The organism is Natrinema versiforme JCM 10478 (assembly GCF_000337195.1).
Taxonomy (GTDB): domain Archaea; phylum Halobacteriota; class Halobacteria; order Halobacteriales; family Natrialbaceae; genus Natrinema; species Natrinema versiforme.
Genome location: NZ_AOID01000048.1, coordinates 66,657 through 79,490, shown reverse-complemented (window position 1 = coordinate 79,490; position 12,834 = coordinate 66,657). Strand labels below are relative to the sequence as shown.

Genomic DNA, 12,834 nt, shown 5'->3' with positions numbered 1-12,834 from the left:
TGAGCGATCGGAACACCGCGAATCGAGACACGGCGAGGGGTCACGGATCGCGACGAATCGAGCGGCGGCCGCTATCGCCGTCGGATCGCTGCTGGCCGCGGGCGCGATCGCCTTGCTCGCCCGGCGCGGCTTGTTCGAGTTCCTCGTCGCTCGCGGGATCGCCGTGGATGCGCTGCCGATGTATCTGCTGTTCGTGGCTCTCGTGCTCTGGCTCGTGATCTGGAGTTGGGGGCGGCTGATGTCGCTCCTTCAGTAAGAATCGTCGAAAGCTGCCGCCGCCGTTACGCGTAGCGACGGGGGAGCAACACCGCGAGCGGGGCGTAGATCGCCGCCGTGATGACGAGCGTCGCGAGGACGCCGAAGCGAAGGTTTTCGGAGACGAGCCGCCACGTGAGCAGCAGCATACCCGCGGGTGGAAGCGCGAGACCAGCCGCGGTTCGGTGGAACTGGCGGAGGCGGCGTCCCGCTTCCACCGACGTAAGCGGCGGGTCGCTGTGCTCGTCGTCATCGTCGTCTGCCATGAAGGCGGGCATGGAGAGATACATCCCGAGTCCGACGACGAGCCCGACGAACGCGCCGAAGACCGGATCGCCGAAGAGCTCGAGACCGACGTAGGCAAAGACCGGCACGTCGAGGGCTCCGACGGCGACCCCGATCAGTCCGGGTGACAGCTGTCCCTCCGTAGCTGACTCCGACTGCTGACGACCTGACCCGCTCATTACGTCGACCGATTCACCCCAGCCATATGACGTTGCTGTCACGCGAGTCACCCGGCGGCGGTCGTATGCGCCACCGCGGGTCGCGACTCGATTTGGCCGGTCGTCGGCTCAGTCGTCGCCGTCGACCACGTCCTCAGCGCGGAGTTCCTCGCTCGCTTCTCGGACCTCCCGCATGACACTCGAGATGCGCTCCTCGGCCTCGAGTTCGTCCTCGACGGAGAGGTCGACGCCCTCGACCTCGAGGAGGAACTTGGCGACCTCGGTGGCCTCGTACATCACGTCGTCGAGTTCCTCGGCGGTGAAGAAGTCACACATCGCGCCGTAGAGGAAGGTCGCGCCGGCGGTGCGGACCTTGTCCTCGAACGAGGAGCGGGCCTGATTGACCGCCTGCGGCGTGTACGTGTCGGTCATGAAGGGGACCAGATCGGGCAGGTTCTCGCCGATCTTGGTCATCTCGACGCCGGTCTCGGTCCGGAAGTCCGAACAGAGGCGGGCGATGGCCCACTCGCGGGCGGTGATGTAGGTCCGATCCCGCAGGAACTCGTTGACCCGATCGTACTGCGCCCCGTCCATCTTCGTAAAGCGGGCGTACTTCTGGACGTCCTCGGGGACGTCGTTTGCTTCGGGTTCGGGATCCGGAACGCCCGGCATGGAGCCCTCGCCATCAGTTGCGGACGCCTGTTCGTCGCTCTCGCCGACATCGCCCGTCGCGGACGACTCACTGCCAGCCATCGGCTCGTCAGTCGTCGCAGCGTCTGTGCCACTCGAGTCCTCGTCGGCTCCGGCCGACCCGTCGGATCGTTCCGGGCGGTCGGAATCGGGCCGATCGACCGTCTCGTTGCCGTCCATGGAGGGCCATTACCAAACGGCGGGCAAAAGGATTCCCCTCCCCCGTGGCGGTCCACGACGGGATCGGATCGCCGGCAGCGGGCGCTCAGACGCCAGCCGGCGGTCATAAACACGTTGCCCGTCCTCGAGAGTTCGACCGGATTTAAGGTCGTGAGGGACCTTCGGTAGTATATGTCACAGACGCCAGTCGTGGTCGAGGCAGTCCGGACGCCACAGGGGAAAGAAGACGGCGTGTACGCCGACGTTCGCAGCGAGGACCTCTCGGTGCCGCTGATCGACGAGATCCTGGCCGAGACCGGCCTCTCCGGCGAGGAGGTCGACGATCTGATGTGGGGCTGTGCGCAGCAGCGCGGCGAGCAGGACAACAACCTCGCCCGAGTCATCGCCCTCCTGTCGGAACTCGGAGAGAACGTGCCCGCGACGACGATCAACCGCTGGTGTGCCTCCTCGATGCAGTCGGTGATCTCCGCCTCCGACGCCATCGCGGCCGGCAACCGCGACGCCATCATCGCCGGCGGCGTCGAGAGCATGAGCCGCGTCCCGATGGGCGAGGGGTACGGACACATCCACCCGCGACTGGCCGAACTCTACGACCTCGGCGATCTCCAGATGGGAATGACCGCCGAGAAGGTCGCCGAAGAGCACGGTATCAGCCGCGAGGAACAGGACGAGTACGCCGCCCGCAGCCAGCAGCGAGCCGTCGAGGCCACCGAAGACGGCCGCTTCGACGACGAGATCGTCCCGATCGAGACCGAGGACGGCACCGTCGAGGAAGACGAGGGCCTCCGCCCCGGCACGACCCCCGAGAAACTCGCCGAACTGCCGACCGTCTTCAAGGACGACGGCTCCGTCACGCCCGGCAACGCCTCCCAGATCTCCGACGGCGCCTCGGCCCTGCTGATCACGAGCGAGGCCTTCGCCGAGGAACACGACCTCGAGATCATGGCCGAGGTCGGCAAGAACAACGTCGCCGGCGTCGATCCGACTGTCATGGGCATCGGCCCGGTCCCGGCGACGAGGGGCCTGCTCGAGCGCAACGGGCGCGACATCGACGAGTACGACCTCGTCGAACTCAACGAGGCCTTCGCGAGCCAGTCGATCTACTCCCGTGATGAACTCGGCATCGACCCCGAAATCTTCAACGTCAACGGCGGTGCGATCGCCATCGGTCACCCGCTGGGTGCCTCCGGCGCTCGTCTCCCGGTGACGCTGATCAACGAACTCCAGAAACGCGGCGGCGGCCTCGGACTGGCGACGCTCTGTGTCGGCTTCGGCCAGGGCGCGGCGATCGAGTTCGACGTCAACTAAACAGCGGCTACTGGCCCTTTTGGTCCAGATTTTACGAGGGAGGCTGTGTCGCAGCCGACCGAGATAAAAGGTGGTCGCGTCAGGGCGCGGCGATCGAATTCGACATCGACTGAAGCGCGGGTCGCGGTCCGATGGACCCCCGAACCGCGACCGCACGGTGGCTGGCCGTTTTATACTCTCGAGTCGTACGCTCGCGCATGCAAACGGGCCTCCTCGCGATCATCGTCGGGATCCCGCTCGCGTGGCACCTCGGGCTCACCGCACTCGCCTACTGGGACGCCGGCCGGGTCGGGCTCGAGCCGCCGCGGAAGTGGGCGGCGATCACCTTCTGCATCCCGCTGATCGGCTTTTTCATCTACCTCTTCGAGCGCAGCGAACTGTCCTACGATCCGGAGACCGACCCGTATCGAGGGAACAACGTCAACATCCATCCCTCCCGTGCCGACGACACCTCGCTGCCCTCGCGGGGTGACGACCGACTGTCAGTGGAAGACGACCGAGACGAGGGAGAATAGCCGACCCCCGCCAACGGTCGCGACGATGTCGGACTGAGCCTTGAACCGAGGAGGGGTGATCGAAAACAGTCTCGAGCCGGACGAATCGGCGTCAGATCGGCCGCTCATACGGTCTGCTGTAAGTCATTTCCGGCGCGACCGCGATTCGGCCTGCGGTCGCGCCGGTAAATCGGTACAGTAAACCGTATCAGTCGTCGGCCGGCGCGCCGTGACCGCCGTCGAACTGCGCGTCGGGAACCGTCCCGTCGTCGTTCCAGTCGCGTTCGTCGTAGTACTCCGCGAGCCCCTGCTCGAAGTCCGGAATCTCGTAGGGGAGCCGGTCGTCGGCCCGGTCGAAGCCGCGCTGGTTGTTGAAGTGGCGCTCGAGGCTGACGATCTCGCCGCCGAGTGCGAGCAGGTCCTCGTAGTCGGCGTCGAGCAGGCCTTCGAAGCGCTCCTCGGTGATGAAGTCCCGCGAGAACTTACAGAGGACGGCGCTGTCCTTGATGACGTTGATGTTCTCGAGTTCGACGACCTTCGGCGGTTTCCCCTCGAGACCGGACTTGTCGAAGGCGTCGTCGGCGTCGACAAGCGGGTACTCGTAGGGGTAGAACTCGGCGTACATGTGGTCGGCACCGCGGTTCGAGGTGGCGAAGGCCAGTCCCTGTCCGTTCAGGGTGCGGCCGTCGTGGGCGGCGAACTCCATGCCCTTGACCGACCAGTTCTCGACGCCGAGGTCGTCGTGGATACGGTCGATACCCTCCGCGAGCTGGTCGCCGACGCCCTCGCGGTAGGCGATCTTCTCGACGAGGTCGTGGATCAGGTCGACGTTGCCGAACTCGTCTTCGCTGGCGAGGTAGGCCGCGATGGTGTCGCCGGCCGAGATCGTGTCCAGTCCGTACTCGTCGCAGAGCTTGTTCGACTGCATCACGTCGACAATGTCGTCGACGCCCGAGTTCGGGCCGAAGGCCATGAGCGTCTCGTACTCGGGGCCCTCGGTCTCGAGGCCGGACTCCTCGTCGCGGGTCGGCAGTTTGCAGGCGAAGGCACACGACGAGCAGGTGCCTTTCTTGTACTTCTTCTCCTCGACGCGGTCGCCGTTGACCCCCTCGATGCCCTCGAAGGAGAGCTCCGAGAAGTAGTAACTCGGCAGGGCCTCGACCATGTTCGCGTACTCCGTGACGGAGGTGGTCCCCTGATCCCGCATCGGGCTGTCGGAGTTCGCGGCCTCGCCGTGGATCTCCATCTGCAGCGACGGGATGTCGACCTCGCGGGTCGAGTCGCCGTCGAAGGTGATCGCCTTGACGTTCTTCGATCCCAGCACGGCACCGAGTCCGCCGCGGCCGAAGGCCCGCTCCTCGGAGGTCATGATCGAGGCGTACCGGACCTGGTTCTCGCCGGCCGGTCCGATGACCGTGGTGTGTTCCGAGCCGAGGCCGTGTTCGTCCTCGATGTACTCGCAGGTCTCGGGGACGGTGGCCTCTTCGAGTTCCGGGACGGGCTCGAACTCGACGCCCTCGTCGGTGACGTGGACGATGACGAGTTCGTCGCTCGCGCCGGTGATCTCGACGGCGCTGTACCCCGTTCCGGTGAAGTTTCGCGAGAGGAACCCGCCGGCGTTCGAGGACAACAGCCCGTCGGTCAGCGGCGAGACGCCGGTCGCCGACATCCGGCCGGTAAAGCTCATCATCGAGTGCTGGAGCGGCCCCGTCGCGAAGAACAGCCGGTTTTCGGGCCCCAGCGGGTCGGCGTCGAACGGGATCCGGTCGTGGGCGAGTTTCGTCCCGAGCGCCCGCCCGCCGATGGACGACTCGAGGAGGTCGTCGATGTCCTCGGTCTCGGTTGTGTGCTCGCCGACATCGATCGAATACAGCGGTCCCCGTACGTGTCTCATAGTCTCACAGTGGTGGTCACGGCCGCAAAACGGTATCGGTTTTCGGGATCGCGACGCGGTTCGACCCGGCGTCGGGGCGTGTCGCAGGCGGTTGTCGGCGGCGTTGGAGCGGCAAGCGACCTGCCGGTTCGTCCGCGGATCGGTGACACTGAACGCCCCTATCCCGCCTCTCACTTCCACGTTCACTCTCGCTCGAGCAGAACGTTTATCCGAATACCGGCGAAGCCGCCCGCATGGTCAGCACGGCGATTCTCTTCGCGCTCGGTGCATTGCTCTTGTACGGCGGGTGGGCGGTTGCCGGCGGCGTCGCGACGCGGTCGCTCTCACCCGTGAACGCGGTGTTTCTCTCCTACGTGGCGAGCATCGTCATCGCCGGCGGCTACGTGCTCTCGCTGCGCCGCCCCATCTCCGGGACCCGCGTCGACATCGCCTTCGCGCTCGTCTCCGGGACGTTCCTCGCGGCCGCGTCGATCTGCTTCTACGCCGGTCTCGCCCGCGGGAACATGGCGATCGTCTCGGCCATTTCAGCCCTCTACTTCGTGATTCCGGCCGTCGTCGGCGTCCTCTACTTCGAGGCACAGCTCTCCCCGACGAACGTCGCCGGGTTGGCGCTCGCGGTCATCGCCGTCGGCCTCGTCGCGACCTGATTCGGGACCCGCTCGGCGCGCGGCTCTCGAGCGGCCTCCGTCAGGGCGTGATCGAACCCCGCCTCGAGCGGACCGGGCAACTGCGAAACGCGATTGTGGCCTCCTTCGTGAACGGAATGATCGTCTCGGTCTTCATCGCCGTCCTCGCGTGGGGGATCGGCCGCGTCCTCGGCGGGACGCTCGGACTCGGGCGGCTCATGGTAATCACGGTCGTCAGCGGGATGCTGCTCGCGGTCTGGGTCGTCATCGTCAGTTCCGTCTCCGTCTACGCCTCCTATCGACTCGGCTACGACCCCGACGACACGACGATCCCGGTGGTGACGAACGTCTGTGACATCACCGGCGTGCTCATTCTCTTTCCGTCGTCGGGCTCGTGCTGTAAATCGGCTGCCAGTGGCGCAGTAGAGCCTATACCGGCGTTCCGCACTGCTCGATGGTCTCGCGGACCGCCTCGGTCCGGCCGATGAGCGTGATGTGATCGCCCTGCTGGAGTTCGACGTCGGGCGTCGGCACCTCGCTCGTCCCGTCCCGGCTCACGAGCGCGATGAGGACGCCGTTAGGGAGCTCCCCGCCGATGTCGGCGATCCGCTTGCCGATGAGGTCGTCGCTGGTGACTTCGATCTCTTGGACGTCGCCCGAGCGGCCGAGTTCGGACATCCAGTTCGAGAGCGCGGGCCGTTCGATCTGGTTGTCGATCGCCCACGCGGTCGACTCGGCCGCCGAGATGGTCTGGACGCCGAGGTCCTCGAACGCCGACGCGTTCGACGGCTCGTTCGCTCGAGCGATCACGTTCTCGACATCGAAATTCGACTGTGCGAGCTGTGCCACGAGGAGGTTCGCGTCGTCGTCACCGGTCGCCGCGACGACGGTCTTGGCGTTTTCGGCACCCGACTCGCGCAACACCTCGACGTCGGTCCCGTCGCCCTGCCGAGCGGTGAAGCCGTCGTTGCGAAGTCCCTCGAGGGTCGCGACATCCTCCTCGATCAGCACTACGTTTTCACCGCGCGCTTCGAGCCGTTGTGCCAGCGAGCGACCGACGCGGCCGCCGCCGATGATGAGTACACGCATTGGAATCACGTCGAGTGTCTCCGCGATCTGTCGGGCGAGTCCGCCCTCGAGGACGACCGTGATGAGGATGACGAGGAAGACCGTGCCGACGAGCAGGTCCGCACCGGCCGGGTTCGTTGGAGCGGTCTCGGTCTGCAGCCGGATCGCGAACAGCGTCGCGACCGACGCGGGGATGATGCCCCGCGGGCCGACGAAGCTCATGAACAGCGTCTCCCGGAGCGTAAACCGATCTCCCCGGGTCGTCAGGAAGACCAAGAGCGGTCGCAAGACGAACATCACGACGAAGACGACGGCCAGACCGCCGAGCCCGAGCGCGAACAACTGGTCGAACTCGAGCAGCGCCGCGAGCGTGATGAAGACGAAAGAGAGGACGATCAGCGTAATATCGCCTTTGAACGCCTCGATCTCCTCTTCGTAGGGGAGCCCGGCGTTCCCGAGGATCAGTCCGGCCGTGGCCGCGGCCGCCACGCCCGCCTCCGAGAAAACGTAATCGGCCGCTCCGAAGGCAATGATCGCTCCCGCGAGCGTGAGCAAGCGGGCGTTTTGTGGCGCGTTATCCGGCGAGAGGTCGACGTACTGGAGCACCGCCCAGACGACCGCGGCGACAACGACGCCGACGAGAAGCCCCGTCCCGAGCCGTTCGGCGAACAGTTGGAGGTAGAGTTCGGTAGTCAGCGTCTCCTCCCCGACGGTCATCGCCTTGAACAGCACGACCGCGAGGATCGCCGCCGTCACGTCGTTGACGATCCCCTCCGTCTCGAGGGTAGCGGCGACCCGGTCGCGGACTGGAACGACCTTCAGAATCGGCGTGACGACCGTCGGCCCCGTCGCGATCAGGAGCGCGCCGATCAACAACGCGATGTCCCAGTCGGCCCCGAGGAAGAACCGTACCGCGCCGGCAGTGCCGAGAAACGCGATCAGCGCGCCGATCGTGGTCAGCCGTAACACGGCCCTCGGCGCTTCTTTGATCTTGTCGATCTTGAGGTGGAACGCGCCCTCGAAGACGATGACGGCAACGGAGAGGCCGACGATCGTCGAGAGCCCGCTCTCGCCGAAGGAATCGATGGTCAACACGCCGAGCCCTTCGGGGCCGATCGCGACTCCGGACGCGATCAGAAAGAGGACACTCGGCACGCGGAACCGGGCCGAGAGGAGCTGTGAGAAGACCCCGAGGCCAACGATCGACGCGACCAACAGGAGCAGATCGGCACCGCCTTCCGCCCCGGTCATGGTCGTCGCCGTCGCCCCGCGAGCGGGTGGCGTACCGCTACTGCTTGTCCGTCCATTCGCGTGACTCCACTCGGTCCAATCGGTTAACTCCTGTGAGAGACGGCCGTAATTCCGCCGAGACGGGTTCCTCGGGCGTCACACCGAGCGAGCGGCGAGGGCGTGGGAACGACCGGCCGTCACCGCGGCGAGAACGGAGCGGTCAGTCGTCCGCGTAGATCCGGTCGACACGGTCCTCGAACTGCTCGAGGATGACGCGGCGCTTCTTCTTCATCGTCGGGGTCAGCATGTCGTTTTCCTCGGTGAACTCCAGGGGCACGAGTTCGAACTGCTTGATCGTCTCGTGTTTCTCGAAGTTCTCGTTGACCCGGTCGACCTCCTGCTGGATGTACTCGCGGACCCGCTCGTCGTCACACATCGCCTCGGGGTCCTCGGGCAAGTCGATCCCCTCCTCGTCGGCCCACGTGCGGACGTGGTTCGTGTTCGGGACGAGCAACGCGCCGATGAACTTCTCGCCGTCGCCGACGACCATCGCTTGCTCGACGATCTCGCTGGCCGCGAAGGCGTCCTCGAGCGGGCCCGGCGCGACGTTTTTCCCCGTCGAGAGGACGATGATCTGTTTGAGTCGGTCGCGGAACTCGAGGTAGCCGTCGGGCCGCAGATGGATGATATCGCCGGTCCGGAACCACTGCGTGCCGTCCTCCGCTTCCGTGAACGCCCCCCGGGTCGCGCCGGGCCTGTTCCAGTAGCCCTCGGTGACGTTCGGGCCGTTGACGAGGAGTTCGCCGACCTCGCCGGGGTCGTCCGCGAAGGCCTCCTGATCGGCAACGGTTTCGTCGACTTTCACGTCGACGTTGGCCAGGGGTGGGCCGATCGTCCCGACCTTGACCGCGTCTTGGGGATTCGTCGACACGACCGGCGAGGTCTCGGTCAGCCCGTACCCCTCGAAGATGGGTAGCCCCATCGCGTGATAGAGCCGACAGAGCTCCGGCGAGAGGCTCCCGCCGCCGCTGATGAGCAGGTCGATCTCGCCGCCCAACGCCTCCCGGACCGACGAGAAGACGAGTTTGTCCGCGACCGCCTGCTTGGCCGACAGGATCGGTCCGGGCGAGTCGGCCAGTTGGTACTCGACGCCGACATCGGTGGCCCACTCGAAGATCCGTTCGGAGACCGCCGAGCCGCTGGCCTCCTCGCGGATGCTGTCGTAAATCTTCTCGTAGACGCGGGGTACGCTCGTGGCCGTCGTCGGCTCGACGAGGCTGAAGTCCTCCTGGAGCGTGTCCGGACTCTCCGCGTAGGCGACGCAGGCACCGCTTGCAAAGAGCACGAAGTGGCCGGCCGTCCGCTCGAAGACGTGGGCCAGCGGCAGGTACGACATCGCCACTGACTCCTCGTCTAACACCGGTACGTCGTCGTCCTTGTCCGGCCGCGGCGCGAACCGCTTCCGGATGCCGTTGACGTTCGACCGGAAGTTGCGGTGGCTCAACTGGACCCCCTTCGGCTGGCCCGTCGTCCCGCTGGTGTAGATCAGGCTCGCCAGATCGTCCAGCTCCGTCTCCGCGATCCGCTCCTCGTAGGCCTCAAGGTCGAAGGTCTCCTCGCCGCGGGCGTAGACCTCCCCGAGTGTCAGGATGTCGTCCCGGTCGTCGTAGCCGTCGATCTCGTCGATCGAGACGATGAACTCGAGGTCGAGGTCGTCCTCCACCTCGAGGACATCCTCGAGCAGTTCCTCGTTTTCGACGACGACACCGTCGGCGTCGGGGTCGTCGAGCAGGTAGCGGACCTGATCGGGCGAGGAACTCGTGTAGACGGTGGTGACGACCGCGCCGGCCGAAAGCAACGCGAAATCCGACTGCGCCCACTCCATGCGCGTATTCGAAAAGAGGCCGACCCGATCACCCGTCTCGACGCCTAGTTCGCGAAAGCCGGCCGAGAGCGTGCGGACGATGTCGCGCATCTCGGCGTAGGAAATCGTCCGGAACTCACCGGGCGTCGCGGCGGGGAGGACCGACTCGGTCAGCGATCGCTCGTAGATGCCGCCCTTGTACTGCTGTGCCGGTCGGTTCGCGTTCCGCTCGGCCGAGTCCTCGAACAGCCGCGCGAGGGTCGTCTCGCCGATTACCTCGTCTTCGTACTCTCGTTCGGCGTCCCGCCAGTCCATATACCTATGGGAGTATCTCCCGTACGATAAAACGTGATGAAACGGATTGCATCGCCGGCTGCGTTTCTCGTGCCCTCTCGAGCTCTCAAGACCCGACCGAACGGCCGATCATCGGCCGTTCCGCGGAACCGAAGCAACTGATAGATCGAGCGATGGGAGTCGGTCAGCGCTGCCGGCAGCCGCCCGCCGGTTGTGGGCCACGACTCACCGCTCGAGCACTTACTCTCGGTGCTCGAGATAGCCAAGCACGCCCCGCGTGTTCAGCTTCGCTTCCTCGCTGGCTTTCTCCTCGCCCCAGACGTCGGTCATCTCGGTCGCGTCGGCGAAGTGGTCGACGACCGCCTCGGTGCCGTCAAGCGCCGCCCGCTGCTCCGCGACCGCCTCGACCCACTCCTCGAGGACGGCCGCGTACTCCTCGAGTGCCCGGTCGACATCGCCGTCGACGGACCGCGGCCCGAAGTGCGGGTAGCAGAATACGTCCGGGTCGATCGCCGACAGCGTCTCGAGGTCCGCGAGACACTGCTCGAGGTCGAAGTTCGAAGGCGGCGAAGTCTCCCGAATCGTCTCGATCTCGGGGACCCAGATGCCGGCGGCGTCGGCGACGAAGACCGCGTCGTTTTCCGGGTCCTCGAAGACCACCTGATGGGGTGCGTGGCCGGGTGCCGCGTGGACGCGCAGTTCGTGGGCACCGAGGTCGATGGCGTCGCCGTCCTCGATCGTGACGATTCGGTCCTCGGGAATCGGTTCGGGGTCGACGTAGTACTCCCACTGGTCGCCGACGGCGTTTTTCGTCCCCGCGACCAGCCGCGAGGGATCGGCCAGATGATCGACGCCGATGGGGTGGACGTAGACGTCGGCGTTCGGGTAGTCCGCAGCGAGAAAGCCCGCGCCGCCGGCGTGATCGAGGTGGATGTGCGTCAGCGCGATGACCTCGAGGTCGTCCTCGCCGATGCCGACCTCGGCGAGGGCCTCGCGGAGCAGGTCGTAGTTGGTGCCGATGCCGGTGTCGACGACGGCGGGGCGCTCGTCGTCGAGAATGTAGACGGCCCCGTACTCGTTCGTGTCGTACATCCCCGTATCGAGGTAGTAGAGGTCCGAACAGTCGCCGGTAGTGACTTCGCGGACGTCTCCGACTTCCATATCGGTAGCCCGTCGTCGGACGGGATAAAAGCTCGCGTCGCGGCGACACGAAGCGACTGGGGTCGGACTCGGCCGTCACTGCTCCTTGAGCAGCGGGCCGGCTCAGCGCTCGTCGACCGATTCCTTCCACTCGCCGATCCCGGAGGGATCGAGGTGGACGTGTGCGTCGCCGACGTCCTCGACGTTCCGCAGCCGATCGACCAGTTCCGACTCGATGTCGTGGGCCTCCCGGAACGGCATGTCGCCGTCGACCTCGACGTGGACCTCGACCTCGAGGACGGTGCCGTCGTAGAAAACGGTCAGGTCGTGGACGCCCTCGACGGCCGCGTGGCTTCGCAGGCGGTCGGTGATCTCGATGCGTTTCTCGGGACCGGGCGCGGCACCGATGAGGTAATCGACGTTCTCCCTGCCGATCTCGACGCCCTGATAGACGACGAGCAGGCTGACGAGGCCGCCGGCGATGGGGTCGAGGATCGGGTAGCTAACCAGCACGCCGAGGACGCCGACGATGGCGGCGACCGAGGTGTAGATATCGTTTAGACAGTCCTTGGCCAGCGCCGCGAGAGCGGTCGACTGCAGTCGCTCGTTGATCCCGACCGTGTAGCGATAGACCAGATACATATCCGCGATCGAAAAGCCGAGCGCCGCGAGGAGCAGGACGCTGAACTCGATGTCGGGTTCGGCAACGAGTCCCTGAACGGACCGATAGAGCAGGTTCAGCCCGAGCAACGCGATGATGGAGCCGACGAACAGCGCCGTCAGAGGTTCGATCCGGGCATGGCCGTGTGGGTGGGTGTCGTCCGGTTCGTCGAACGCGCTCCGACCCCAGACGAGGACGACGACGCTGGCGACGAGATCGGCCAGCGAGTGGGCCGCGTCCGCGAGCAACGCGACGCTCCCGAAGGCCACCCCCGCGCCGCCCTCGGCGACGATCTTCGCGACGTTGCCGAGGACGTTCGCCCACGACGCCCGCGCGAACGCGCGCCGCCCGCCGTCCGCGCCACCCTCTTCGGACATGGCTCGGTTTAGAGCCAGTCTAACCTTGGGTCTTTTCCTTCCCGCCCTCGAGCCGAAAGTGCGCCCGAACGGCTTTCGCAACGCTCATTTCGATCTGTCTCTTATACACATCTCTGAGNGTTTAGAGCCAGTCTAACCTTGGGTCTTTTCCTTCCCGCCCTCGAGCCGAAAGTGCGCCCGAACGGCTTTCGCAACGCTCATTTCGATCCTGCGAGAACCGCCAGTATCCGGGCGATGGGGCCCGCCTGATCCAACCGCCGGAGAAACGCCGACCCGCTGGCATCGCCGCCGGCAGGGTCGAGCGTCGGTC

The 12,834-nt window shown here is 66.0% G+C and carries 10 protein-coding genes and 1 pseudogene; 4 read left to right on the top strand and 7 right to left on the bottom strand.

Annotation, left to right across the window (positions count from 1 at the left end; genetic code table 11):
- Positions 1–281 precede the first annotated feature (281 nt).
- Positions 282–719, bottom strand: a complete 438-nt coding sequence (locus C489_RS15715) for a hypothetical protein (RefSeq protein WP_006432308.1) — start codon at positions 717–719, stop codon at positions 282–284.
- Positions 720–827: 108 nt separating this feature from the next.
- Positions 828–1,568 carry a DUF5806 family protein gene (locus C489_RS15710; RefSeq protein ID WP_006432307.1) on the bottom strand — a complete coding sequence of 247 codons (741 nt, stop codon included), beginning with the start codon at positions 1,566–1,568 and terminating at the stop codon, positions 828–830.
- Positions 1,569–1,739: 171 nt separating this feature from the next.
- Between C489_RS15710 and C489_RS15705 the strand changes: the two genes are divergently transcribed.
- Positions 1,740–2,876: a thiolase family protein gene (locus tag C489_RS15705; RefSeq protein ID WP_006432306.1), complete on the top strand. Its 1,137-nt coding sequence runs from the start codon at positions 1,740–1,742 to the stop codon at positions 2,874–2,876.
- A gap of 197 nt (positions 2,877–3,073) precedes the next feature.
- The gene (locus C489_RS15700) at positions 3,074–3,391 is read left to right on the top strand and encodes a hypothetical protein (protein WP_006432305.1); all 318 of its coding nucleotides are present in this window, start codon (positions 3,074–3,076) and stop codon (positions 3,389–3,391) included.
- Positions 3,392–3,578: 187 nt separating this feature from the next.
- Here the strand turns inward: C489_RS15700 and C489_RS15695 are convergent, their stop codons facing one another.
- A complete protein-coding gene (locus C489_RS15695) occupies positions 3,579–5,264 on the bottom strand; it encodes an aldehyde ferredoxin oxidoreductase family protein (protein WP_006432304.1) in 1,686 nt (561 codons plus the stop codon).
- Between the two features lie 233 nt (positions 5,265–5,497).
- Between C489_RS15695 and C489_RS15690 the strand changes: the two genes are divergently transcribed.
- On the top strand, positions 5,498–5,911 hold the full coding sequence (locus C489_RS15690; protein WP_006432303.1) for an EamA family transporter: 414 nt from the start codon (positions 5,498–5,500) through the stop codon (positions 5,909–5,911).
- A pseudogene (locus tag C489_RS20940) lies at positions 5,908–6,270 on the top strand (magnesium transporter); the annotation flags it as partial. The gene C489_RS15690 and the pseudogene C489_RS20940, both read left to right, overlap by 4 nt.
- Before the next feature lie 49 nt (positions 6,271–6,319).
- Here C489_RS20940 and C489_RS15680 read toward each other — a convergent pair.
- The 4 genes from C489_RS15680 to C489_RS15665 form a co-directional block, all read right to left on the bottom strand.
- Positions 6,320–8,209, bottom strand: a complete 1,890-nt coding sequence (locus C489_RS15680; RefSeq protein WP_006432301.1) for a cation:proton antiporter domain-containing protein — start codon at positions 8,207–8,209, stop codon at positions 6,320–6,322.
- Between the two features lie 199 nt (positions 8,210–8,408).
- Positions 8,409–10,367, bottom strand: a complete 1,959-nt coding sequence (locus C489_RS15675; RefSeq protein ID WP_006432300.1) for an AMP-dependent synthetase/ligase — start codon at positions 10,365–10,367, stop codon at positions 8,409–8,411.
- Positions 10,368–10,586: 219 nt separating this feature from the next.
- Positions 10,587–11,507, bottom strand: a complete 921-nt coding sequence (locus C489_RS15670) for an MBL fold metallo-hydrolase (RefSeq protein ID WP_006432299.1) — start codon at positions 11,505–11,507, stop codon at positions 10,587–10,589.
- A 102-nt stretch (positions 11,508–11,609) separates the two neighbouring features.
- On the bottom strand, positions 11,610–12,524 hold the full coding sequence (locus tag C489_RS15665; RefSeq protein WP_006432298.1) for a cation diffusion facilitator family transporter: 915 nt from the start codon (positions 12,522–12,524) through the stop codon (positions 11,610–11,612).
- Between the last annotated feature and the right edge of the window lie 310 nt (positions 12,525–12,834).